We start from the raw sequence: 23,560 nt of genomic DNA, 5'->3' as shown, positions 1-23,560 counted from the left end.
TAAGTGTAGCGGCTGTCGCCTAACGCTGACCGTCCCGTATCCGTCGCCCCGGACCTGATCCGGGGCCCCGCTTCTTCTTCCGCTCGACAGGGTCAAGAAGCGGGACCCCGGGTCAAGCCCGGGGTGACGAGGTGGAAAGGTCACCCCTCGCGCCAGCGAGCCTATCTCCGGCCATTGCCCCGAACTCCGACATGGGCGACGGCGCGATCCGCTTCTCCAGACCGAAACCTCCTCCGCGTCTCCGCGTCTCCGCGCGAACCCCTGGACTTTCTTCTTCCTCCGACGACCAATTCCCGGAACATAACCCCGCTCCGCCCGGTTACCGCCGCCGACTACGCCAGAGGGAACGCCCGCCATGCCCGACACCGACGTCAACGACTATCCGCTGCTCGCCCGCCCGCACGTCCATCTCGCCGGCCCGGTCGACCATGCGATGTACGAAAGCTTCCGCAACCAGGTCATCAACGCACCCGCCGACGGCCCGCTGGTCGTGTCGATCTCGACGCTTGGCGGCGATCCGGAGGTCGCCCGCGCGATGGGCGACGATATCCGCCTGCTGCGCGACTATACCGGCCGCGAGGCGCTGTTCCTCGGCAAGGTCGCGGTCTATTCCGCCGGTTCGACCTTCATGTCGGCCTTTCCGGTCGAGAAGCGGTTCCTGACCAAGGGCACGCGGCTGATGCTGCATGAGCGGCAGATGACCAGCACCATCGAACTGTCCGGCCCGCTGAAAATGCTCGTCGCGACGCTGAAGGCCAAGCTGCACGAGATCGAAACCTCGGTCGAGATCGAGGAAGAAGGCTTCCGCGCCATCGTCGCCGGATCGCAGGTCCCGTTCGAGGAACTGGTGCAGAAGGCCCCGGCCAACTGGTATATCGGCGCGGAGGAAGCCAAAGCGCGCGGACTGGTGCTGGACGTGATCTGACGCGCAGGCGTGGACATACGCCATGGTCGTCACCCCAGCGCAGGCTGGGGTCTCCCCCGGCTCTATCGTTACGCTCCACCACAACGAGATCCCAGCCTGCGCTGGGATGACGTGATGGTAGGGGCGTTCACTCCCACTGGCCACCGACCCGAAAATCCCCCATCATCGGAACATCATGGCCGATAACGATACCATCCTGACCGCCGCCCGTGACTGGGCCGGCGCACCGCTCGCGCTGGCGACGGTAACGTCCACCTGGGGTTCCGCACCCCGCCCGCGCGGCAGCCATATGCTGGTGCATCAGGACGGCCGCTTCGAAGGATCGGTATCGGGCGGCTGCGTCGAAAGCGACATCCTCGCCACCGCCGCCGAGGTCATCGCCGGCGCGCCCTTCGTCATCAAGCGCTACGGCGTGGCAGATGCCGCTGCATGGGAAGTCGGCCTGCCCTGCGGCGGAGAGATCGAGGTAATGGTCCAGCGGGTCGCTGCGGACGGCTTCGACCCCGCGCTGTTCGACGCCATCGCCACGGCGGGTGCGGAGGGGCGGGCGATCACCCTGTCGACCGACCGCACCACCGGCCGCACGACGATCGGTGAGATCGAAGGTGGTTTCGCCAATCGCTACGACCCGCCGCGCCGGTTGCTGATCGTCGGCGCGGTGCAGATCGCCCAGGGGCTGGCCGGCATGGCGCGCGAACTGGGCATCGCCACCACCGTCATCGACCCGCGCGCCCGCTTCCTGACCGAGGAACGCTTTCCGGGGGTGGCCCTCGACGATCGCTGGCCGGACGAGGCATTGCAGGCGCTCAAGCCCGACGCCGCCACCGCCGTCGTCACGCTCAGCCACGATATCAAGATCGATGACCCCGCGCTGGTCGAGGCGCTGAAATCCCCCGCCGCCTATATCGGCGCGCTCGGATCGCGGCGCAGCCATGCCGCGCGGCTCGAACGCCTGTCCGCCGCCGGGGCGCAGGGGCTGGAACGGATCGACGGTCCGGTCGGCCTCGATATCGGGGCGATCGGCCCCTCCGAAATCGCGCTGTCGATCGCAGCGGCAATGGTGAGGAGCTTTCATGCGCGCTGAGGATACCGTTCTGATCCTGCTGGCGGCGGGGCGCTCGCAGCGTTTCGGCGACGCCGACAAGCTTGCGCAGCAATTCCTGCACAAGCCGGTCGCCTATCATGTCGTGACCGCGCTGGAGGCGATTCCGTTCCTCGGCCGGGTCGCGGTGATCGACGGGACGAAGCTGGACTTCGCCTCGCGCGGGTTCGACGTGATCGTTAACGAAGACCCGGCGGCGGGCATGTCGCGCTCGGTTCAGCTGGGGCTGCGCGCGGCGCGAGCCAAGGGCGCGAAGGGCGTGGTCATCGCGCTGGCCGACATGCCGCGCATCACCGCCGCCCATGTCTATCGCCTGCTCGACACCGCGCGCGACGATGCGGATGCTGTGGTCGCGTCCAGCGACGGTACCAAGCCGTGCCCGCCGGCAGTGTTCGGCGCGGGTCGCTTCGACTTCCTCGAATCGCTGGAAGGGGACGCCGGTGCCCGCGACCTCGTCCGCGCCGGGCGCCATGTCATCACGACACCGGCCGAACTGATCGACATCGATACCCCCGAAGACCTCGACCGCCTGCGCGCCATCGCCGAGGCCCCGGAACAGCACGACGCGATCACGTTGCCGCGAGCGGAACCGTGGTGGCATTCCAAGGCGGAATGATTTTCCTACAGCGGGTGCTTCGAGTAGGCTCACGGTAATGGGTTCACGCGAAGGCGCGAAGGCGCGAAGGCGCGAAGGCGAAGGAAGGATTTGATCGCGCAGAGGCGCGGAGGGCACAAAAAGGTGGCGCTCGCCGCGATAGCGGCTCTCTATGGGGGAGCCGAAAGAGAAGGGCTTCGCCAGACAGACTGACGTCGCCCGCTCCACAACCTCTTAGCGTTCTCTGCGCCTCTGCGCGAAAATATCCTTCTTCTTTCACTCCGCGCCTCCGCGCCTCCGCGCCTTCGCGTGGAAACGATCTTTCTCACGGTCAGCCCTCAAGCGTCGCCCCAGGCCGGATCGACATTCAGCGGCAATCGCGGATTTCCGTCATTCCCGCGCAGGCGGGAATCCATAGACGCTGCCGCTTCGGCTGGATTCGCGACGTCGGCGCATATGGACTCCCGCCTGCGCGGGAGTGACGATGGGGAGTGCAGCAGTCGTGCAATGCGCTGAATGTAGATCGATCCCAGCGAAGGCTGGGGTTTCAAGCGGCTCCTGCCGCCCCCGGCAACGGAAAGCTGCCAGCCTTCGCTGGCATGACGCGTGGTCCGAAGCGATGGAAAAGGCCGTCCGACACCTGCCGCCACAAAACGCGGCGAGTGTGAACTTTGTGAACTTTGTGAACTTTGGCCTCAGGCCATCGCCGCCTGCGCGCCCTTCAAATCCTCGACGAACCGCGCAAACTCTTCATCCGCCTGGATTTTATCCGGCATCCGCAGCAAATAGCTCGGATGGACCGTGATCCACGCCGCCCCGCCATCGGCCAGCGTCAGCACCCGTCCACGCTCGCGCGAAATGGTCACCGTCTTGCCGGTCAGCGACCGCGCCGCCGTCGCGCCCAGTGCCACCGTCATACGCGGGCGCAGGATGCCGCGCTCCTGCTCGATCCACCAGCGGCAGGCATCGATCTCGCCCACGCCGGGCTTGGCATGGATGCGCCTTTTGCCGCGCGGCTCGAACTTGAAATGCTTGACCGCGTTGGTGACATAGACCCGCGACCGGTCGATCCCGGCCTCGGCCATCGCCCGGTCGAACACCTGTCCCGCCGGTCCCACGAACGGCCGCCCGGCCAGATCCTCCTGATCGCCCGGCTGTTCGCCGACCACCATCATCTCGGCATCGACCGGCCCTTCGCCGAACACCGTCTGCGTCGCCGGCTGCCATAGCGGGCAGCGCTGGCAGCCCATCGCCTCGTCGCGGAGCGCTGCCCATGCACCCACGCTATTGCCGCCGGGAGCCGCCCGTGCCGTCTCGATCATCGCCGCCTCGCGTGCCTGTGCGCCCGCGATCAGCGCCGGGACCAGCGCGGTTTCGGGCATGTTCTTCCAGTATTTGCGCGGCATCTCCTTCAGCATCGCGCCCTTTTTCAGCCGGGCGGGATTAAAGATCGACGCGTAATAGGTCTTCCACACCTCCTCGACCGGGTCGCCATCGGGCGCATCGGCCTTGGTCGCGCCAGGTCCTTCGGACAGCGTCTCCCCGTCCCAGTGGAGCGACACCTCCGGCGTCAGAATCGACCAGCGCATCGCCGCGAACCGGTCGACGAAGAACCGGCCATTATGCCGGACGATGTGATGCTCCGGCTCGAACCACGCGACAAAACGGGTGCCGCCGTCCTCTTCGACTTCGCGAAAGCGCAGGAAGGCGCGCATCTTGTGGATGTCGCGGCGGACCGCCTTGGCCATCTCCTCCAGCCGCCGCATCGCCGGATCGGCCTTGTCGTCGATCAGCCGGGGTTCGGCGATCAGGCGGACGAGCATCGCATAGAGGAGTGCGAACCGCGCCGGGTCGGCGTGCATCGCCACCGTCCGCGCGAGGTCGATGAAGGCGCGGGGCACGCGCGGGGCAGGCGCGTCGCTGGTAACGATCGCCTCGTCGCCGAACAGGTCGGTGGGCAGGTCGCCGACCTGCCACACCACATCCGCCGGGCTGACACGCTGTGCGGCGAGCGACCGGGCGGCATCGCGCCACCCGTCGAAATCATCAGCCGCCGCCAGCCCCGCAACGCGCATCAGTCGCGGTCGTCGCCCGCTTCAGACGTTTCGGCGATCTCCAGTTCCTTGGGCTTGCGGTCCTCGAACACCTTGGCGATGCGCGCTTCCTCGGCATCACTCAGTTCCTCGGCCGCGGCGGGGAACATCTCTTCCTCCTCCTCGTCGATATGATGTTCGTAGCGGTGGCGCATCTCGGCAAAGCGGTCGTTCCACTCCTTGCTGCCGGTGTCCAGCTTGGCGATCTCGCCCAGATAGTCGTCGATTTCCTTATGCTCCGACACCGAATGCCGTGCCTCGTCGCGCAGGTCGGGATTGGCGAGCATCGTGGCGTAGAGCGCTTCTTCCTCGGCGGCGGCATGGGCCGATACTTCGACGCGGAATTCCTCGAACAGTTCGGCCCGCTCGTCGCCCTTGGCGGCATCGATGCGCTTGAGCAGGTCGCGGTGCCGGTCGTGATCGGCCTTCAGATCGGCATAGATGCGGGCGTCGGCCATGGGGATTTCCTTTGCTGGTTCGGCCGGACCAACGGCGGCGGCGAAAGGAGGTTTCTCTTGCGAGCGGTTTTCACCGCCCCCGTCTGAAGCTACCCGAACAGCTCCATCTGGTCCGCCTTCTTCGGCGCGACGATCGGCCGCAATTCCGCCCGGTCGGCCAGCACCACCGGCCGCCAGTCGTCGGCGATCAGGAACGGCCGCACCTTCGCCACCGACACGGTCAGCCGCGCGACATCGGCGATCGCCAGCCGCCGCCAGCGGCGTGCCGACAGGATCGCGTTCACCGCCTTCACCCCCAGCCCCGGCACCCGGAGCAGCATTTCGCGCGGGGCGCGGTTCACATCGACGGGAAAGCGGTCACGGAACTTCAGCGCCCAGGCCAGCTTGGGGTCGATGTCGAGCGGCAGCATCCCCGTCGCATCGTCCGCCGCCGCGCGCACCTCGTCCGGGCGATAGTCGTAGAAGCGCATCAGCCAGTCCGACTGGTACAGCCGATGCTCGCGCATCAACGGCGGGCGTTGCAGCGGCAGGACGGCGGACGCTTCCGGGATCGGGCTGAACGCCGAATAATAGACGCGGCGCAGGCCGTAGCGGTCGTACAGCGACGACGCCTTGCCGACGATGTCGCGGTCGGTCGCGGCGTCCGCGCCGACGATCATCTGCGTCGACTGTCCCGCCAGCGCGAATTTCGGCGCGGACTTATAGCGTTTGCGCGCGTCGCGCCCGTCCTCGATCGCATGGGCGACGTTCTTCATCGCCCCTTCGATCTGCGGCGCGGACTTTTCCGGGGCTAGGCGCTTCAGGCCGCCGGTCGTCGGCAACTCGACATTGATCGACACGCGGTCGGCATAGACCCCTGCCAGATGGACCAGTTCGGGGTCGGCGTCGGGAATGGTCTTGAGGTGGATATAGCCGCGAAAGTCGTGATCCTCGCGTAGCGACCGCGCGACCTCGACGATCTGCTCCATCGTGTAGTTGGACGATCCGATAATCCCCGACGACAGGAACAGTCCCTCAATATAGTTGCGCCGGTAAAAGCTGAGCGTGAGCGCGACGACTTCCTGCGCGGTAAAGCGCGCGCGGCGGACGTTCGACGACTTGCGGTTGATGCAGTAATGGCAGTCGAAGATGCAGCTGTTGGTCAGCAATATCTTCAGCAGCGAGATGCAGCGGCCGTCAGGGGCATAGGCATGGCAAATGCCCATCCCCTCGGTCGATCCGATGCCCTTGCCATCGCGCGAGTTGCGCTTGGCCGTGCCCGACGATGCGCAGGACGCATCATATTTGGCCGCATCGGCAAGGATCGCGAGTTTCGCACGGGTGTCGAGCTGCGCCATGCGTTCGATATATGTTCTAAGGTGTTGCAGGCCAAGGGGTAATCAGTCGAGTGCGTCCGCCAATGCCCGGCGCAACGCGGTCACCTCTGCATTCAGCGCGACCAGCCGTTCGGGCGTCATGCCGCTGCGCGCGACGACGGTCGGGGCAAGGCAGCCGGTCTCCGCCCAGCGTGCGCGACCCGTATCGGTCAGCTGGACCCGGACCTGTCGTTCATCGTCCGGGTTGCGCAGCCGCACGACCAGCCCGGCCGCTTCCATCCGCTTGGCGAGCGGGGTGATGGTGCTCGGCTCCAGCGCCAGCCGCTCGGCAATCGCGCCGATCGTCATGCCTTCGTCCGACTCGCTCAAGGTCAGCAGGACGAGGAACTGGGGATAGGTGATACCCATCCGGTCGAGCATCGGCTTGTAGGTCCGGTTGATCGCGATCGTCGCGGCATAGAGCGAGAAGCAGAGCTGTTCGTCGAGGGGCAGGGGGGTGGTCATACGACGCCCGTAGCACGGATCATTGTCGCGATAAATAATTCTGGACAAGCCGCATCAATCGACCTAGATATTTATCGCGATAAATAAATGGAGTTTCCGCCATGTCCGTCGACGTCAAGTACAGCACTACCGCCACTGCAACCGGGGGGCGTGAGGGCCATGCGCGCAGCGAGGACGGTCGGTTCGACGTCAAGCTGTCGACCCCGCGCGAACTGGGCGGTGCCGGCGGTGACGGCAGCAACCCGGAACAGCTGTTCGCGGCCGGCTATGCCGCCTGCTTCATTGGCGCGATGAAGGTCGCCGGGCAGCAGCTGGGCATCAAGGTGCCGGACGATGTCGCCGTGACCGCGACCGTCGGCATCGGCCCGCGTTCGCTCGGCGGGTTCGGCATTACCGCCGACCTGAAGGTATCGGTACCCGGCGTCGATCCGCTACAGGCACAGGCGCTGGTCGATACGGCGCACGGCATCTGCCCCTATTCGAACGCGACGCGCGGCAATGTCGATGTCGGCCTGACCCTTGTTTGATCGTTCGCTCGCCTGACCGTTCGACAGCAGCAAGCGGCTTCGCCTATGCCTTGCGGAAGTAGGGCCAGGAAGGAGACGCCGGTTGCTGACGATCCAGACGATGCGGCGGTTCGCTCCCTTGACCGCCGTATCGCTGAACCATGACGGGGCGGAGACGGCCAGGCCAGTCTCCGTCCCGCATGTCGTTCCCCGTTCGCGACCCGCCGCATGACGACCATCGCCGATGTCGCGGCGCGGGCCGGTGTGTCGATCCGTACCGTGTCGCGCGTGCTGAACCGGTCGCCGCTGGTCAATGCCGCGACGCGCGAACAGGTGGAGGCGGTGGTCGCCGCGCTGCAGTTCCGGCCGAGCGCCCGGGCACGGGGCCTTGCGACCGGGCGGTCGTTCCTGCTGGGTTTGGCGCATAATGATCGCAATGCGCTGGTGCTCGACCCGTTGCAGCGCGGGATCGTCGGCGCGGCGGCGGCACGCGGTTACGAACTGGTGGTCCATCCGGTCGCGCCGGGCGGCGGCGATCCGGTGGCCGACGTCCTCGACTTTGCCGGCCGCTCGCGGGTCGACGGCATGGTCGTCGTGCCCCCGGTATCGGGCATTGCCGGCGTGGCGGAGGCGCTGGGCGGCATCGGCGTGCCGGCGGTCGCGCTGTCGTCGGTCGCGCTGTCGGGTTATGGCGCGGTGCTGGTGTCCGACGAACGCGGCGCGGCGCGGGCGGTGGCCGATCATCTGGTCGCGCTCGGCCATCGCCGGATCGCGCTGCTGTCCGGGCCGGGCGATGCACCGTCCGCGCGGGAGCGGCGCGCCGGTTTCCTCGCTGGCCTCGCCGCGCACGACCTGACCCTCGCGCAGGAGGCGGAGGGCGATTACGGCTTCGACAGCGGCGTGGCGGCGGCGACGCGGCTGCTGGCGTCCGACCTGCGCCCGACCGCGATCTTCGCCGCCAACGACGTGATGGCGGCGGCGGTGCTGAAGGTCGCCGCCGGGCGGGGCCTGGACGTGCCGGGCGATCTGTCGGTGATCGGGTTCGACGGCAGTATCCTCGCGCGGATGCTGACCCCGGCGCTGACCACCGTCCATCGCCCGATCGCCGATATGGCGGCGGCAGTCACCACCCGACTGATCGACCGGATCGAGGGGGGCGGCGACGACACGCCGCTATCCGCCGCGCTGTCGCTGTTGGTCGGCGGGTCGTGCGGCCCGGTCAGGCGCGGATAAGGTCGAGGAAGCGCACCGCCGCGCGATATTCCGCATGTCGCACGGCGCGGGTTTCGGCCGCCAGCGCATCCTCGCCCCATTGTTCGGCCTGCCAGTCCTCATCGATATGCGCCGCGCCCCAGGCGGCATCCGCATCGATCGCCTGCTCGACCACCGCCAGCCCCAGCAGCAGCGATCCCAGCAGCGACACGACCGGCGACAGCGGCGCCAGCGTCCAAGGCGACAATGCGAACACCGCTTCGCGCAGGCGGGCCAGCGTTAGCGGCGGCTGTTCGACCGGCATCACGCCGTCGGTCACGGTAAGCTCGACACCATATCGCGCGCGTGCCCAGTCCAGCACCGGGTCCCATGCCGCCGCCTGCCGCTCCGTCAGCAGTCCCGGTTCGGCGCGGTAGCATAGCAGGTCGGTGCCGCCATAGACCGCGATGCCGCCGGCAAAGGCTGCGGCGTCGGGCGCAATTCGTTCGATCGCGGCATTGGCAAGACCGGTCAGCGGCATCGCGCGCGGATCGATCGTCTCCCCGACCGCGCGCCATTCGTCGGCAATCGCCTCGGCCAGCGCGGGGAAGGGAACCACCAGCGGCAGTCTTCCCGGCGTGCGTACCGGCCGCCCGTCCAGCGCGATGCCGCCCTCGGCCGTGACCGCAACGTCTTTCCAGAAGCGCTTCACTTGCTGCGCCACTTCGCCGTAAGGCCGCGCGGCACGACGGCCATCGCATAGAGCGCCGACAACACGATCGCCGCGCCCAGCACCCGCATCGCGGTATCGGGCGCGCGGGCCAGCACGATCAGGCCGAAGACCGCACCCATCGCGGTCACGATGCGGATCGCGACCAGCGCGAGCCAACGATTGCGGGCAATTTGGTCGGACGTCATCGCAGTTCCAGCAGCTGGGGGAGCAGGGCGGCATCGTCGCACATATGCTGCGCGCCGGCAGCGATCAGCGTATCGCGATCGTGATAGCCCCAAGTGACGCCGACCGCCTGCGTGCCCGCGGCGACCGCCATCGCCATGTCGAATCCGGTATCGCCGATCATCACCGTCGCTTGCGGAAGCGCCTCCGCCTCTGCCATCGCGGCGTAGAGCATCGCCGGATGCGGCTTGGACGGGTGCCGGTCGGCGGTCTGCAGCGTCGTGAAATGCCGCGTCAGGCCATGATGGTCGAGCAGCAGTGCCAGCCCCCGGTCGGACTTGCCGGTCGCGACGCCCAGCGTCCATCCGTTGTCGAGCAGCGCGGTCAGCGCGTCGGCTATGCCGGGAAACAACGGCTCCTCGGCCAGCCGTCCATCGGTGCGCATCGCCCGGAAATGGCGCTTATACCCCTCTGCCACGGCTTCGTGCAGCGCGGCGTCGCTATCGGGTACCAGCATCGCCACCGCCTGCGGCAGGCTCAACCCCACGATCCGCCGCACTTCGCGCGGATCGGGTTCGGCCAGGCTGGAATCGGCAAAGGCCAGCGCCATGGCGAGGCAGATATTCGCCTGCCCATCGGCCAGCGTCCCGTCGCAATCGAATATGGCGAGGCGCGTCATGCCATCCGCATCCAGCGGCCCAGCGGATGGTCGGCCAGCTGCGCCGTCACGCGTGCGCGGACCTCGGCAGGCTTGTTCTGGCTGAGTTTCACGGTGCCGCGCCACGCGGTCGGGACCAGTTCGAAGGCGAGGATGGCGTGCATCATCGCCTCCGCCTTGTTCGGGTTCATCCAGTCCATCGACCACCCCGGTTCGGATTCGAACGTCGTGGTCAGCGCGTCGAGCTGATCGCGAAGGCCCGCGCGGTCCAGCGCGCGGACCGTTCCCTCGACCTCGACCGAGACGTAATTCCAGGTCGGCACCTCGTCCGGTCCCGCCGCATACCAGTGCGGCGGGATATAGGCGTGCGGCCCCTGCACGACGAACAAGGCGGTCGCTCCGTCAAGATGCGGCGTCACCCGGTTGCCGCGCGCAACGTGGAAGCGTAGTGCCCCGTCCGTGCCCGCCACCACCGGCACCTGCGCCATGGCGGGGCCGGCAGGGGTGGACACGAACACCATGCCGAACCCTTCCTCGGCGACGAACGCCCGCGCGGCATCCTCGTCCATGCGAAAGGCGGCATTGGGATGCATCAGTCGCGCTGGCCCCGCGACCGCCGTTCGCCGCGCCGTTCCTTGCGATAATTCTTGGCATGCGCCTTGGCCTTGGCTTTCAGGTCGGCCTTGGTCACCGGCGGGGGCGTGTCGTCGATCATCGCATTGCCGAGGCTCATGTCGAAGCCCAGCAGGTCGATGCTCTCGGCGAAATGCGGCGGCAGTTCGGCGGTCACGTCGACCTGTCCGCCATCGGGATGGTCGATGCGGATACGGCGCGCGTGCAGGTGCATCTTGCGGCTGACCCCGCCGGTCAGGAACGCAGCCTGCCCGCCATATTTGCCGTCGCCGACGATCGGGTGACCGATTGCCGACATATGTACGCGCAGCTGATGGGTGCGCCCGGTAAAGGGCTGCAATTCGACCCAGGCGGCACGATTGCCGACGCGTTCGATCACGCGGTAGCGCGACCGGGCAGGCTGTCCCTCCGCCTCGTCAACATGCATCTTCTCGCCGCCAGTGCCCGGCTGCTTCGCCAGCGGCAGGTCGATGATGCCGTCCGAGATATCGGGAATGCCGACGACCAGCGCCCAATAGACCTTCTTCGCGGTCCGCCCAGAAAACGACTTGGCAAAGAACGCCGCCGCCCGTGCGGTCCGCGCGATCAGCAGCGCGCCCGACGTATCCTTGTCCAGCCGGTGGACCAGCTTCGGCCGGCTCTCGCCATCGAATTGCAGTGCGTCGAGCAGCCCGTCGACATGGTCGTGCGTCTTGGTCCCGCCCTGCGTCGCGAGGCCCGGTGGCTTGTTCAGGACGATCGCCTGTTTGTCGCGGTGGATGACCAGCTCTTGTGCGAACGCGGTCTGTTCGGCCGACAGCGGCGGGCGTTCCGCCTTGGGCTTGGGCTGGGCCACGATCGCCGATTCGGGCGGCGGCACGCGCAGCACCTGCCCGGCCGACAGGCGCGCGCCGGGCTGGGCGCGGCCGCCATCGATGCGCAGCTGCCCGGTCCGCGCCCAGCGCGAGACGGTGTTAAAGCTGGTATCGGGCAGATGCCGCTTGAACCAGCGGTCAAGCCGGATGCCGTCGTCGTCGGTGCCGACCGTGAATTGCCGGACGTCGTTCTCGCTCATGCCGCCCCCCGCGTCATTGAAAGGCCGGCGAACAGCGCCAGCGCCGCACCGATCACCGACAGCAGCGCATAACCCAGCCCCTGGGCCAGCGCGCCGCGTTCGATCATCGCCACCAAATCGAGCGAAAATGCCGAAAAGGTGGTGAACCCGCCCAGCACGCCGACGCCCAGCGCCAGCCGGACCTGTTCGTTGCCACCGCTGCGCGCGAGCAGCCCGACCAGCAGCCCCATCGCCAGCCCGCCGATCAGGTTGACGCCCAGCGTCCCCCACGGATAGTCCGCGCCAAAGGTCGTGAGCGTCCAGCGCCCGAAGAGATGTCGCAGTCCGGCGCCGATCGCGCCGCCGGCCATGACGATAAAGAGATTTCCCATGATCGGCTGTCGCCTAGCCGATTGCGGCCCGCGTGGGAACCGTCGTGCTGCGCATGGACAGCCTGCGGCCTGCAACGCCGCCATCTGCCCGCCTGCGACCGGCGGCGCTTCCCGGATGCGAGCCTTCGTGCCGCTTCGTCTTTCGACCGCGCGGGTGATGGCGATTTGGGCGTTTGGATGACCGCCTCCCCCTTGCTGGGCGCGGTCGCAATCGTTACGTAATGTTGCGATGCACAACGACGCCGCCCCCGAGTCCGCGACCGATGCCGCAACGGAAGAACTGCGCGCCTCGCTCAGCGATATCATCCGCTTCGCGCTGATGCAGAAAATCTGCCTGTCGGTGCGCTACAACAACATGGACATGATCCTCGCGCCGCACATGCTGTGGACCAAGCATGGCGACCTGCACGTCGATGCGGTGACCGTCGAACGCGCGGGCAGCCCGCCGAAGATCTTCAAGATCGGCACGTTCAAGCTGCTGGGCCTCGGCAATGTCGCGCTGACCTCCCGGACGTTCGAGCCGCAGCCGGAATTCGACGCGAACGATCCCAAATATGCCGAGGCACCGATCGCGTCGGTCAACGGCTGATCCGCCGCGCGGCCTTCGCGCCACAATCGCTTGCACATCCCTGTCGCCGGGGCCATGGACCGCGCGAGCCGGGGTCGCGTCGGGCGGTCGCGGGCAGCAGGCGGACGAAAGACCAGTGACCAGCATCGGTATCTTCGGATGGCAGGGCCGGATGGGACGCGCGATCGCGCAGGAGATCGAACGCGTCGGCGAAACGCTGGCCGGCGGAGTCGACCAGGGCGGTGATCCGGTCGCGCTGGCGCGGCAGGCCGACGTGTTGGTCGACTTCTCCTCGCCCAACGCCCTTGCCGCCAACCTTGCCGCCGCACGCGACGCGGGTACGCCGATCGTCATCGGAACGACCGGCCTGAACGACCGCCACCACGCCATGATCGACGAAGCCGCCGCCGAGGTCGCGGTGCTGCAGACCGGTAACACTTCGCTCGGCATCGCGCTCCTGTCGCGGCTGGTGCGCGACGCGGCCCGGCGGCTGGGGCCAGACTGGGATATCGAGATTGTCGAGAGCCATCACCGGCTGAAGGTCGATGCCCCGTCGGGTACCGCGCTCATGCTGGGTGATGCGGCGGCCGAAGGGATGGGCACCACCCTGTCCGACAGCGGCGTGATCGGCCGCGCCGGGCTGGTCGGTGCGCGCGCCGGCGGCACGATCGGCTTCGCCTCGCTACGCGGCGGCACCATCGTCGGCGACCACCAGGTGGTGTTCGCGGGCGAGGGCGAGCGGATCGAACTCGGGCACCGCGCCGACGACCGCGCGCTGTTCGCCCGTGGCGCGGTACGCGCCGCACTGTGGCTGGCGAGTGCGCCGACCGGCCGCTACACGATGGATGCGGTGCTGGGCGTTTGAAGAAGGCGGACGTCTTCGAATTCTTCCGGCGGCTGGCGGAGGATAATCCGCATCCGGAAACCGAACTCGAATCGGTCAACGACTATACGTTGCTGGTCGCGGTCGTGATGTCGGCGCAGGCGACCGATGCCGGGGTGAACAAGGCGACGCGCGCGCTTTTCGCCATCGTCGATACGCCTGCGAAGATGGTTGCGCTCGGCCTCGATGGCCTGAAGCAGCACATCCGTACCATCGGCCTGTTCAATACCAAGGCGAAGAACGTCATCGCCCTGTCCGAAGCGTTAATCGCCGACCATGACGGACAGGTTCCGAACGACCGCGCCGCACTGGAGAAGCTGCCCGGTGTCGGGCGCAAGACCGCCAATGTCGTGATGAACGTCGCGTTCGGCGCGGAGACGTTCGCCGTAGACACCCATATCTTTCGCGTCGGCAACCGCACCGGCCTGGCGCGCGGCAAGACGCCGAACGCAGTCGAATCGGTGCTGGATCGGGTGGTGCCGCAACCGTTCCGCCTGCACGCGCATCACTGGTTGATCCTGCACGGCCGCTATATCTGCAAGGCGCGGACGCCCGAATGCTGGCGCTGCCAGGTGGTCGACCTGTGCGCGTTCAAGCCGAAATCGCCCGCTCCGAAGCAAAAGACGGTCACGGCCGACTGAAACGGCTGGCAATGCCGCGCGACCTTTGCTAGGCGCGTGCCTCCACGGCCAAGCACCCGTAGCTCAGCTGGATAGAGCGCTGCCCTCCGAAGGCAGAGGCCAGGGGTTCGAATCCCTTCGGGTGCGCCAGTGGCGTTTCGATTTTTCCGCGTGACATGGTCGGTGTCCGGCTGCGATCGCCTTTTGGCGATGGCGACGATCGTCCTCCGGCTAGACCCGCTCGGCCTTGTTCACCGCATCCGCCGCGCGCAGTCCGGCGAGCAGCTTCATGAGATGCGCGGCGTCGCGTACCTCCACATCGATGGTGTTGGTGTGGAAGGTCGTGTCACGGTTATCGAGCCGTAGCCCGAGGATGTTCGCCTTGTGTCCGCCGATGACGGTCGCGACCGCACCCAGCGCGCCGGGTTCGTTCTTCAGCGTGACTGCGATACGCGCCGTTGCCCCTTCGGCATTGTCGCCCCAGGTCAGATCGATCCAGTGATGCGGATCGATCGCCTCGATCTCGCCGCAGCCGATCTCATGCACCTCGAACCGGCCGGCACCGCGCCGGATCCCGATGATACGGTCGCCCGGAACCGGGTGACAGCAGGTCGCAAGGTCGTAACCGACACCGGCGGTCAGCCCCTTGATCTCGATCGGCGCGCGCTGTGCCGGGATCGGTTCGGCGAGCCGGTTGGCGATGACGCCGGGCATGACCGCCTCCATCACGGCTTCCTCGGACAGCTTGCCGCGCGCCAGCCCCTCGAACAGCTGCGCTTCCTCGGTCAGCTTCAGCCGCTTCAACGCCTCGCCCAGCGCGTCGCTGCCCGGCGGGACCGGCAGGCGGGCGATCAGTTCGAGGTAGAGCTTGGTGCCGAGCGCCACCGTCTCGTCGCGTTCGCGCAGCCGGATATAGCGGCGGATCGCGGCGCGGGCCTTGCCGGTGATGGCGAAGTTCAGCCAGTTGGCCTGAGGGCGCTGCGCCTTCGACCGCAGAATCTGGACCTGATCGCCGTTCTTCAGCTCGGTGCGGAGCGGAACGACGCCGCCATTGACCTTCGCGCCGACCGCCTGATCGCCCAGATCGGTATGGACGGCGTAGGCGAAATCGATCGGCGTGGCCCCCTTGGGCAGCTGGTGCAGTTCCCCCTTGGGCGTGAAGGCGAAGATGCGGTCGGCATACATCGCCATGCGGGTATGTTCGAGCAGCTCCTCCGGGCTTTCGGCATTGTCGAGGATTTCGACGAGATCGCGAATCCAGCGGACCTGGGTATCGGGGCGCACCGCATCCTGCTTGTAGGCCCAGTGGGCGGCGAGGCCGAATTCGGCCTGCGCATGCATCTCGCGCGTGCGGATCTGCACCTCGATCCGCATATTCTCGGCATGGATGACGGCAGTGTGCAGCGAGCGATAGCCGTTGCGCTTGGGTGTCGAAATGTAATCCTTGAAGCGTCCGGGCACCATCGGCCAGCGGCGGTGGATGATGCCAAGCGCTCGGTAGCATTCCTCCTCGCTGTCGACGATCGCGCGAAAGGCCATGATGTCGGACAGCTGTTCCAGCGTCACATGCCGTTCCGACATCTTGCGCCAGATCGAATAAGGGTGCTTGCGCCGTCCCGACACTTCGGCGGCGATGCCGTGGCGGTCGAGCATCGCCTTCAGGTCGCCACCGATCTTCGCCACCCGGTCGCCGCCCCCCGCTTCCAGCTGTTCCAGCCGGCGGGTGATCGATTCATAGGCTTCGGGTTCGATCTCGCGAAATGCCAGCGTCTGCATTTCGTTCATGAACTCGTACATGCCGATCCGCTCGGCCAGCGGGGCATAGATGTCCATCGTCTCGCGCGCGATCCGCTTGCGCTTCTCGGGCTTGGAGATGTGATGGAGCGTGCGCATGTTGTGCAGCCGGTCGGCCAGCTTCACCAACAGCACGCGGATGTCGTCCGACATCGCCAGCAGGAACTTGCGCAGATTCTCGGCGGCGCGCTCGTTCTCGGTTTGCGCCTCGATCTTGCTGAGCTTCGTCACGCCCTCGACCAGACGTGCGACATTCTCGCCGAACTTCGCCTGTATTTCCTCGTGGGTGGCGACGGTATCCTCGACCGTGTCGTGCAGGATCGCGGTCGCGATCGTCTCGTCGTCGAGGTGCAGGTCGGTCAGGATGCCGGCCACCTCGATCGGGTGGCTGAAATAGGGGTCGCCGGACGCGCGCTTCTGGCTGCCATGCGCGTGCATCGAGAACACATAGGCGCGGTTCAGCAGCGCCTCGTTCGCATCCGGGTCATAGGCCTTGACCCGCTCCACCAATTCATACTGCCGCAGCATGGATGCTAGATGGAGCGGGGGGGTAGCCGATTGCAACCGTTTTTACAGGACGTCACGCACTCTTGGCGCGGGTGTTGCATTTGGCGAGCTGTTCGTCGGGGAACGCCGCGCCATTGGCGGTGAAGGCGGTGAGCGTGCCCAGCTCCTTCGCGGCAAGCTGGCACATGGTCAGCGGGCTGCCCTCGGTCCGGTTGGTGACGCAGCGATCGCCGGCGCATTTCCAAGGGGTGCTGCGCGTCATCATCGTGGCGACGGTCGGGGCCGTCGCCGGTACCGCGCTATAGCCGCGTGCCGGCTGCGCGGCGGCGGCGAAGGGCAGGGCCAGCGTGGCAGCGGCGAGCAGGGCAAGAGTCTTCATCGGGCGCGTCTCCAGCTAACGATTCGTCGGTCCGGCAGCTAATATACATTGATGTAAGTTGCAAATGGCTATCTTTGCTGCAAGCGCGAAGTTTCCGTCATTTCCCTTGGGCGAGCGGTTGGGCTAGACCATGGGCAATGACGATCCTTCGAGAACCGCTGCGCGATCTGGCCAACCATTGCAGCCTGCCCGCCGCGCTGGAGGCGATGGGTGAGCGCTGGTCGTTCCTGATCCTGCGCGGGTCGTTCAATGGCCTCAGCCATTTCGAGGAATTCCAGTCCGAACTGGGTATCGCGCGCAACATCCTCGCCAACCGGCTGTCGCGGTTGGTCGGGCACGGCATCCTCGAACGCCGCGCGGTGGCGGCGGACCGGCGCAAGATCGAATATCGCCTGACCGACAAGGGCTATGCGCTGCTGCCGACCATGGTCGCGCTGCGCCAATGGGGCGAGCGGTGGGAGACCGGGGTCGCCGCGACGCCGGTGCTGGTCGACGCCCGCGACCACCGGCCGGTCCAGCCGGTCGCGGTGCACAGCCATGACGGTCGCGTGCTGGGCAAGGGCGACCTGATCTGGTCGCTGCCCGAGGATGTGGTGCGCGACTGATCCCCGCTCAGCCGGTGGCGGGCAGGATGGCGGGAACGGGTTCATCGCCCTGCGCCGCTTCCGCCACCGGATCGGTGCGATGGCCCCAGCGGACCAGCGACCAGGCGCGCTCGTGGAAATAGAAGAGCAGGATCTTGGTGATGACCTCGGTCCCGGCGATCGCGCCCGCCAGCTTGGCCGATCCCGAGAAGAACAGGCCCAGCACGAAGGTATCGATCGATCCCACAGTGCGCCACGACACCGCCTTCACGAAGCTGCGCGGATGGCTTTCAAGACCCCTGAACACAAACATGCCGAAGACTCCACCCGCGCGAAATGCCGGGAGTCATGGCGTGCGACAGCTGTGCTTCGACGCGTAGCGAGGAAAATATGGGGCCGCGCAAGCAACACTTTGTCACAATAGGCGGATCAGCATCAGCAACAGCCCGAACATCGACGCGACCCACACGAGGCTGCGGACATAGGGTATGCCGAACAGATAGAGCGGATGATAGATGATCCGCGCAACGAACCACAGCAATGCCCCGGTCGCGCCCAGCCCCCCGGTCCGCCCGCTGACCGCCAGCGCCAGTGCGAGCGCGATGAAGGCCGGGTAGCTCTCCTTGAAATTCTCGAGCGCGCGCTGGGCGCGGCCGGCAAGCGCGCCCTTGGGATGCTGGTCGCCGTCGCGCGGACCGGCGTTCCAGCCGACACCCAGTTCGCGGGTCGCCAGCTGCCCCTGCAACAGGATCGCCACGACCAGCAGCACGACCGACCAGCCGAGCAGGGTGAGTTCGAGGGGCAGGGGGGGCATGGGCGCGCTCCGTCAAGGGACGGGCGGTAAAGAGCTGGACGCCGCACCGGGTTCCAAATCCTTCCAATCGTCATTCCCGCGCAGGCGAGAATCCATATCCGACAACGTCCGAGAAAAATGCGCGAACGTTGCGGCTATGGATTCCCGCCTTCGCGGGAATGACGCAATGGAGGCCTAGCCCGCGCTGCGCCCCGCCGGAGTATTCACCCCCATCGATTGCAGATATTTCTTCACGTTGCGTGCCGCCTGCCGCAGGCGTTGTTCGTTCTCGACCATGGCGATCCGCACATAGCCTTCGCCATTCTCGCCATAGCCGACGCCCGGCGCGACCGCGACCTTGGCCTCGGTCAGCAACTGCTTGGCGAATTCGAGGCTGCCCAGATGCGCAAGGGCCGGGGGCAGCGGGGCCCAGGCGAACATCGATGCGCGTGGGGACGGAATGTCCCATCCGGCCCGGCCGAAGCTTTCGACCAGCACGTCGCGGCGCTTGTGATACAGCTGCCGGTTCTTCTCGACGATATCCTGCGGACCGTTGAGCGCGGCGCAGGCCGCCGCCTGGATCGGGGTGAACGCGCCATAGTCGAGATACGATTTCACTCGGGTCATCGCCGCGATCAGCTTCTTGTTGCCGACACCGAAGCCCATGCGCCAGCCGGCCATCGAATAGGTCTTGGAAAGCGAGGTGAACTCGATCGCCACGTCCTTGGCCCCCTTCACCTGCAGGATCGAGGGTGTCGGGCAGCCGTCATAATACAGCTCGGAATAAGCGAGGTCGGAGATGACCCACAGCCCATGTTCCTTCGCGAACGCCACGACCCGTTCGTAGAAGGCGAGGTCGACGACTTCGGCGGTCGGGTTCGACGGATATCCCATCACCAGCACGCTGGGTTTAGGCACGGTGAACGCCATCGCGCGTTCGAGGCTTTCGAAATAATGTTCGTCGGGCGTCGTCGGCACCGCGCGGATCGTGGCACCGGCGATGATGAAGCCGAACATGTGGATCGGATAGCTGGGATTGGGCGCCAGGATGACGTCGCCCGGCGCGGTGATCGCGGTCGCCAGGCTGGCCAGCCCCTCCTTCGACCCCATCGTCACCACGACCTCGCTGTCGGGATCGATATCGACGCCGAAGCGGCGGCCGTAATAATTCGCCTGTGCCTTGCGCAGGCCGGGAATGCCGCGCGACTGCGAATAGCCATGCGCCGAGGGCTTCTTCGCCACCTCGACCAGCTTCTCGATCACATGGTCGGGCGGGGGCAGGTCGGGATTGCCCATGCCGAGGTCGATGATGTCCTCACCCCCCGCACGCGCGGCCGCCCGCATCGCGTTCACTTCGGCGATGACATAGGGGGGCAGGCGCTTCATGCGGTAGAATTCGTCGGACATTGTCGTTCCTTTCGCCACCGCCCTTACGCTAGGAAGCAATTAACCGGTAGGCCTGCGCGCCCTTAGGAGAAGAAAATGACCGTCGAGTCGAACGCACCGTCCGCCGCGGCCCCGTCTTCGTCCATGTCGCTGGAGGACTTGCAGCACTGGACGCAGATGCTCGGCCGGGCGCAGCAGATGATGCTGGAACAGGGTATCGACCTGCTGGAGCGGACCCCGGCGATCCCCGATCCGACCGGCCTGTTGAAGGCGCAGACCGATTTCTGGGCCGATACGATGAAGCTGTGGCAGCGCTTCCTTGATCCCGCCAATGCCGCCCCGGTCGAGGAATCGCCCGAACGCGCCCGCGACAAGCGGTTCAAGGCGAAGCAATGGCATGACGACCCGCTGTTCGCCTTTATCCGCCAGAGCTATTTCCTGGTCGCCGACCATATGCTCAAAAGTGTCGACGCGCTCGACGGCGTGGAGGGCAAGCAGAAGGAACAGCTCCGCTTCGCCACGCGCGGGCTGATCGATGCGCTCAGTCCGACCAACTTCCCCGCGACCAATCCGCTGGTCGTCGAAAAGATTATTGAGACGCGCGGCGAGAATTTGCTGAAGGGCCTGCAGAACATGCTGGCCGACCTGTCCAAAGGGCAGATGACGCAGAGCGATACCAGCGCGTTCGAACTGGGCCGCAACGTCGCGACGACGCCGGGCAAGGTGGTGAAGCGCACGCCGCTTTACGAACTGATCCATTATGCGCCGACCACCGAGACGGTCGGCGCGATCCCGCTGCTGATCTTTCCGCCGTGGATCAACCGCTTCTACATCCTCGACCTGACGCCCGAGAAGAGCTTCATCCGCTGGGCAGTGGAGCAGGGGCTGAGCGTGTTCGTTGTGTCGTGGAAGTCGGCCGACGCGACGATGAAGGATGTGACCTGGGACGATTATGTCGTGCGCGGACAGATCGACGCGATCGACACGGTGCGCGATCTGCTCGGCGTCGAATCGGTCCACACCATCGGCTATTGCGTCGCGGGCACGACGCTGGCCGCAACGCTGGCGCTGCTGACGGCGCGGGGGGAGGCGGCCAAGGTCGCCACCGCCACCTTCTTCACCGCGCAGGTCGACTTTGCCGATGCCGGCGAATTGTCGCTGTTCGTCGACGATGAGCAGCTGAACCTGATCCGGCAGGTGGGCAAGGACGGCTATCTAGACGGGCGCTACATGGCCGCGACGTTCAACCTGCTGCGCGGGCGCGACCTGATCTGGAACTACGTCACCAACAACTATCTGCTCGGCAACGACTATGCGCCGTTCGACCTGCTCCACTGGAACGCCGACGTCACCAACCTGCCGGCGAACTGGCATCTGGGCTATCTGACCGACCTGTACCGCGACAACCGGCTGGCACAGCCCGGATCGATGAGCGTCGACGGCGTGCCGATCGACCTGACCACCGTGAAGACGCCCGCCTATATCCAAGCCGGGCGCGAGGATCATATCGCCCCGCCGGAAAGCGTGTGGAAGGTGACCGAGCATTTCGCCGGTCCGTTGCGCTTCGTGCTGGCCGGGTCGGGGCATATCGCCGGCGTGGTAAACCCGCCCTCGGCCGGCAAATATCAGTACTGGACCAATGATGCCCCCGCCGCATCGCTGGCGGCATTCATCGCCGGTGCGTCGGAAACCAAGGGCAGCTGGTGGCCGGACTGGCGCAAATGGATCGCCGGGGCCGATGGCGCGACCGTTCCGGCCACTGGCGCGCGTGTCCCCGGCAACGGCACCGCACCCGCGCTGTGCGATGCACCCGGCGAGTATGTCCGCACGCGCTAAGTATCGGTAAAAACGTGCAGCATATTTATGTTGCGCTGCACAAAATCCTGTCTTGAAACTGCCATCGACTTTCGCTATTTGGTGCATCGCAGCAGCACTAGATGGAGGAAGTCGAGTGGCCACGAGAGGTCCGAAGACCGGCACGCGCAAGCCCGCCGGTGCCCGTTCCACCCGCCCGGTCGCGACCGCTCCGGTCGAGGCTGCCGCGAAGACGCCGGTCGTGCCGGTCGCCGAACCGGTGAAGACACCGGAAACGGCTGATGTTCCGCCGGTGCCGTTCGTCGCCGAGCCGAAGCCCGCGCCGAGCGAACTGCCCTTCAAGGTTGAACTACCCGCTGTCGATCCCGCGCCCGTCGCGGAACCGGTGGCCAAGGCGGCGGAAGCCGTAGTCGAAACCGCGCAGAACGCGGTCGAGGAAACCACCGCGGCGGTAGAGACCGTGACCGCGCAAGTCGAGGAAAAGACCATGGACGTCACCAACGAAGCGACCGCCACCACCCAGAACGCTGCCAACAAGGCGCAGGCCATGATGGCCGACATGAACGAGAAGGCGAAGGCCGCGTTCGAAAAGAGCCAGAAGGGGTTCGAGGAAATGAACGAACTGACCAAGGGCAACGTCGAAGCGTTCGTCGAAGCCAGCCGCATCGCCGCCAAGGGCCTCGAAACGCTGGGCCAGGAAATGGCCGAATATGGCCGCAAGTCGTTCGAACACGCGACCTCGACCGCCAAGACCTTGGCGTCGGTCAAGTCGCCGACCGAATTCATGAAGCTGCAGTCGGACTTCGTGCGCCAGTCGTTCGACTCGTTCGTCGCCGAAGCGTCGAAGACCACCGAAATGATGATCAAGCTGGCCGGCGACGCCGCGCAGCCGATCAGCAACCGCGTCGCGGTTGCCGCCGACAAGGTGAAGACCGTCGCGTAAGCGACCTTTCGCCGAGGCGAACGGAAAGGGCGATCGCGCGAGCGGTCGCCCTTTTTGCGTCCGGCCGGGCATGTGATGCTCCCGCACCCCCTTGCCCTGCACCCCGGCGATGCCATATTTTGCGACGACATGTCTCGACAGCCCTGCATCCCGATGGCCGGTGACGACCGCGACCATGACGACGACCACGCGACCGGCCTTGGCGTCGCGACGCAGACTCGCGTCAAGAAGCCGACGCCCTACCGCGTCCTGATGCTGAACGACGACTATACGCCGATGGAATTCGTCGTGCTGTGCCTGCAACGCTTCTTCCGCATGAGCATGGAGGAAGCGACGCGGGTGATGCTGCACGTCCACCAGCGCGGCGTCGGCGTCTGCGGCGTCTTTACCTATGAGGTGGCTGAGACCAAGGTCGCGCAGGTCATGGACTTCGCCCGCCAGAACCAGCATCCGCTGCAATGCACGCTGGAGAAGGCCTGAGGTGAGGCGCGGCGCGGCATTTGTCTGCGCGCTGCTGATCGCGGGCTGTTCCGCCGAACCGCCCGCCCCGGCCGGACCCATGGCGCAACGCACCGAACGCGTTACCCCGCGCACCGTCGTCCGCTCGCCGGAGCCGGAAACGCCGGTTGATCGGCTCGCCGCCGATGGTTTGCGGCGCGAATTTGGGCTGCCGCACTGCGACGACATTACCCGTCTGCGCGACATGCGTCAGGGCGGCTATCTGGCGGAAAGCTGGCGGGTGCGCGGCGGCGACGCCTGTTTCGCTGACTGGGCCGCGCGAACTAAGCGCTATTCCGTGCTGGAGCGCGTGGTCGGGGGCGACGCCGCTGCCGAGATCGAGCGGATGCCGTGGCGGTGCGGCGACGGCGGCGACCATGTCCTGACCTGCACCACGCAGGACCGCCGTGTCACGCTGGCGATCGAGCAGCCGAACTTCGCGCCGTTCCTGCTGCTGCGCCGGATCACGCCGCCGGGGCGCTGACTGCC

The 23,560-nt window shown here is 66.6% G+C and carries 28 protein-coding genes and 1 tRNA gene; 14 read left to right on the top strand and 15 right to left on the bottom strand.

Annotation, left to right across the window (positions count from 1 at the left end):
* Positions 1-355 precede the first annotated feature (355 nt).
* The 3 genes from MF609_RS01155 to MF609_RS01145 all read left to right on the top strand — a co-directional run bounded on the left by MF609_RS01155 (position 356) and on the right by MF609_RS01145 (position 2,643).
* Positions 356-925 carry an ATP-dependent Clp protease proteolytic subunit gene (locus MF609_RS01155; RefSeq protein WP_242414498.1) on the top strand — a complete coding sequence of 190 codons (570 nt, stop codon included), beginning with the start codon at positions 356-358 and terminating at the stop codon, positions 923-925.
* Positions 926-1,100: 175 nt separating this feature from the next.
* Entirely contained in the window at positions 1,101-2,009 is a 909-nt protein-coding gene (locus MF609_RS01150; protein ID WP_242414497.1) for an XdhC family protein, read from the top strand.
* Positions 1,999-2,643 carry a nucleotidyltransferase family protein gene (locus MF609_RS01145; RefSeq protein ID WP_242414496.1) on the top strand — a complete coding sequence of 215 codons (645 nt, stop codon included), beginning with the start codon at positions 1,999-2,001 and terminating at the stop codon, positions 2,641-2,643. Before MF609_RS01150 ends, MF609_RS01145 begins: the two co-directional genes overlap by 11 nt.
* A 674-nt stretch (positions 2,644-3,317) precedes the next feature.
* Here the strand turns inward: MF609_RS01145 and MF609_RS01140 are convergent.
* From MF609_RS01140 to MF609_RS01125, 4 genes are all read right to left on the bottom strand, one after another.
* Entirely contained in the window at positions 3,318-4,697 is a 1,380-nt protein-coding gene (locus MF609_RS01140) for a UdgX family uracil-DNA binding protein (protein WP_242414495.1), read from the bottom strand.
* On the bottom strand, positions 4,697-5,173 hold the full coding sequence (locus tag MF609_RS01135) for a hemerythrin domain-containing protein (protein WP_242414494.1): 477 nt from the start codon (positions 5,171-5,173) through the stop codon (positions 4,697-4,699). Before MF609_RS01135 ends, MF609_RS01140 begins: the two co-directional genes overlap by 1 nt.
* 89 nt (positions 5,174-5,262) lie before the next feature.
* On the bottom strand, positions 5,263-6,510 hold the full coding sequence (locus MF609_RS01130) for a putative DNA modification/repair radical SAM protein (RefSeq protein WP_242414493.1): 1,248 nt from the start codon (positions 6,508-6,510) through the stop codon (positions 5,263-5,265).
* A 42-nt stretch (positions 6,511-6,552) separates the two neighbouring features.
* Positions 6,553-6,993 carry a MarR family winged helix-turn-helix transcriptional regulator gene (locus MF609_RS01125; protein ID WP_242414492.1) on the bottom strand — a complete coding sequence of 147 codons (441 nt, stop codon included), beginning with the start codon at positions 6,991-6,993 and terminating at the stop codon, positions 6,553-6,555.
* A 101-nt stretch (positions 6,994-7,094) separates the two neighbouring features.
* Here MF609_RS01125 and MF609_RS01120 point away from each other — a divergent pair, with 101 nt between their 5' ends.
* Positions 7,095-7,520 carry an organic hydroperoxide resistance protein gene (locus MF609_RS01120; protein ID WP_242414491.1) on the top strand — a complete coding sequence of 142 codons (426 nt, stop codon included), beginning with the start codon at positions 7,095-7,097 and terminating at the stop codon, positions 7,518-7,520.
* 207 nt (positions 7,521-7,727) lie between these two features.
* Entirely contained in the window at positions 7,728-8,732 is a 1,005-nt protein-coding gene (locus tag MF609_RS01115; protein ID WP_242414490.1) for a LacI family DNA-binding transcriptional regulator, read from the top strand.
* Here the strand turns inward: MF609_RS01115 and MF609_RS01110 are convergent.
* From MF609_RS01110 to MF609_RS01085, 6 genes are read right to left on the bottom strand one after another with little or no spacing between them, the layout of a single operon-like run.
* Complete coding sequence (locus MF609_RS01110) at positions 8,719-9,402, bottom strand: ATP12 family chaperone protein (protein WP_242415143.1); 684 nt, start codon at positions 9,400-9,402, stop codon at positions 8,719-8,721. The genes MF609_RS01115 and MF609_RS01110 overlap by 14 nt on opposite strands.
* A complete protein-coding gene (locus tag MF609_RS01105; RefSeq protein WP_242414489.1) occupies positions 9,399-9,608 on the bottom strand; it encodes a hypothetical protein in 210 nt (69 codons plus the stop codon). The genes MF609_RS01110 and MF609_RS01105 overlap by 4 nt, the downstream gene beginning before the upstream one ends.
* Entirely contained in the window at positions 9,605-10,264 is a 660-nt protein-coding gene (locus MF609_RS01100; RefSeq protein ID WP_242414488.1) for an HAD-IA family hydrolase, read from the bottom strand. The genes MF609_RS01105 and MF609_RS01100 overlap by 4 nt, the downstream gene beginning before the upstream one ends.
* The gene (locus MF609_RS01095; protein ID WP_277990979.1) at positions 10,261-10,836 is read right to left on the bottom strand and encodes an FMN-binding negative transcriptional regulator; all 576 of its coding nucleotides are present in this window, start codon (positions 10,834-10,836) and stop codon (positions 10,261-10,263) included. Before MF609_RS01095 ends, MF609_RS01100 begins: the two co-directional genes overlap by 4 nt.
* Positions 10,836-11,930, bottom strand: coding sequence for an RluA family pseudouridine synthase (locus tag MF609_RS01090; protein WP_242414486.1), 1,095 nt, complete (start codon positions 11,928-11,930; stop codon positions 10,836-10,838). The genes MF609_RS01095 and MF609_RS01090 overlap by 1 nt, the downstream gene beginning before the upstream one ends.
* The gene (locus tag MF609_RS01085) at positions 11,927-12,301 is read right to left on the bottom strand and encodes a CrcB family protein (protein WP_242414485.1); all 375 of its coding nucleotides are present in this window, start codon (positions 12,299-12,301) and stop codon (positions 11,927-11,929) included. The genes MF609_RS01090 and MF609_RS01085 overlap by 4 nt, the downstream gene beginning before the upstream one ends.
* Positions 12,302-12,530: 229 nt before the next feature.
* On the opposite strand from MF609_RS01085, the gene MF609_RS01080 reads away from it, so the two are divergent.
* From MF609_RS01080 to MF609_RS01065, 4 genes are all read left to right on the top strand, one after another.
* Complete coding sequence (locus MF609_RS01080; RefSeq protein ID WP_242414484.1) at positions 12,531-12,890, top strand: hypothetical protein; 360 nt, start codon at positions 12,531-12,533, stop codon at positions 12,888-12,890.
* Between the two features lie 115 nt (positions 12,891-13,005).
* On the top strand, positions 13,006-13,734 hold the full coding sequence (gene dapB, locus MF609_RS01075) for a 4-hydroxy-tetrahydrodipicolinate reductase (protein WP_242414483.1): 729 nt from the start codon (positions 13,006-13,008) through the stop codon (positions 13,732-13,734).
* Positions 13,731-14,393: an endonuclease III gene (gene nth, locus MF609_RS01070; protein WP_242414482.1), complete on the top strand. Its 663-nt coding sequence runs from the start codon at positions 13,731-13,733 to the stop codon at positions 14,391-14,393. Before dapB ends, nth begins: the two co-directional genes overlap by 4 nt.
* Positions 14,394-14,445: 52 nt before the next feature.
* Positions 14,446-14,522 (top strand) — tRNA-Arg (locus MF609_RS01065).
* Between the two features lie 81 nt (positions 14,523-14,603).
* Here MF609_RS01065 and MF609_RS01060 read toward each other — a convergent pair.
* On the bottom strand, positions 14,604-16,694 hold the full coding sequence (locus MF609_RS01060) for a RelA/SpoT family protein (protein WP_242414481.1): 2,091 nt from the start codon (positions 16,692-16,694) through the stop codon (positions 14,604-14,606).
* Positions 16,695-16,746: 52 nt separating this feature from the next.
* Positions 16,747-17,052 (bottom strand): CC_3452 family protein, encoded by a 306-nt coding sequence (locus tag MF609_RS01055; protein ID WP_242414480.1) that lies wholly within the window; start codon positions 17,050-17,052, stop codon positions 16,747-16,749.
* A gap of 137 nt (positions 17,053-17,189) precedes the next feature.
* On the opposite strand from MF609_RS01055, the gene MF609_RS01050 reads away from it, so the two are divergent.
* Positions 17,190-17,657: a winged helix-turn-helix transcriptional regulator gene (locus tag MF609_RS01050; protein WP_242414479.1), complete on the top strand. Its 468-nt coding sequence runs from the start codon at positions 17,190-17,192 to the stop codon at positions 17,655-17,657.
* A gap of 7 nt (positions 17,658-17,664) precedes the next feature.
* On the opposite strand, the gene MF609_RS01045 is transcribed toward MF609_RS01050, so the two are convergent.
* From MF609_RS01045 to MF609_RS01035, 3 genes are all read right to left on the bottom strand, one after another.
* On the bottom strand, positions 17,665-17,949 hold the full coding sequence (locus MF609_RS01045) for a DUF2061 domain-containing protein (RefSeq protein WP_242414478.1): 285 nt from the start codon (positions 17,947-17,949) through the stop codon (positions 17,665-17,667).
* Between the two features lie 102 nt (positions 17,950-18,051).
* Complete coding sequence (locus tag MF609_RS01040; RefSeq protein ID WP_242414477.1) at positions 18,052-18,450, bottom strand: MAPEG family protein; 399 nt, start codon at positions 18,448-18,450, stop codon at positions 18,052-18,054.
* A gap of 174 nt (positions 18,451-18,624) precedes the next feature.
* Positions 18,625-19,836, bottom strand: a complete 1,212-nt coding sequence (locus MF609_RS01035; RefSeq protein WP_242414476.1) for an LL-diaminopimelate aminotransferase — start codon at positions 19,834-19,836, stop codon at positions 18,625-18,627.
* 123 nt (positions 19,837-19,959) lie between these two features.
* On the opposite strand from MF609_RS01035, the gene MF609_RS01030 reads away from it, so the two are divergent.
* From MF609_RS01030 to MF609_RS01015, 4 genes are all read left to right on the top strand, one after another.
* Positions 19,960-21,651 (top strand): PHA/PHB synthase family protein, encoded by a 1,692-nt coding sequence (locus tag MF609_RS01030; protein ID WP_242414475.1) that lies wholly within the window; start codon positions 19,960-19,962, stop codon positions 21,649-21,651.
* Between the two features lie 115 nt (positions 21,652-21,766).
* On the top strand, positions 21,767-22,573 hold the full coding sequence (locus tag MF609_RS01025) for a phasin family protein (protein WP_242414474.1): 807 nt from the start codon (positions 21,767-21,769) through the stop codon (positions 22,571-22,573).
* 153 nt (positions 22,574-22,726) lie between these two features.
* Positions 22,727-23,053, top strand: a complete 327-nt coding sequence (clpS, locus tag MF609_RS01020; protein ID WP_242414473.1) for an ATP-dependent Clp protease adapter ClpS — start codon at positions 22,727-22,729, stop codon at positions 23,051-23,053.
* A 1-nt stretch (position 23,054) separates the two neighbouring features.
* Entirely contained in the window at positions 23,055-23,555 is a 501-nt protein-coding gene (locus MF609_RS01015) for a hypothetical protein (protein ID WP_242414472.1), read from the top strand.
* Positions 23,556-23,560 lie beyond the last annotated feature (5 nt).

Source organism: Sphingomonas panni (genome assembly GCF_022664435.1).
Taxonomy (GTDB): Bacteria; Pseudomonadota; Alphaproteobacteria; order Sphingomonadales; family Sphingomonadaceae; genus Sphingomonas; species Sphingomonas panni.
This window is presented reverse-complemented; position numbering and strand designations above follow the sequence as displayed.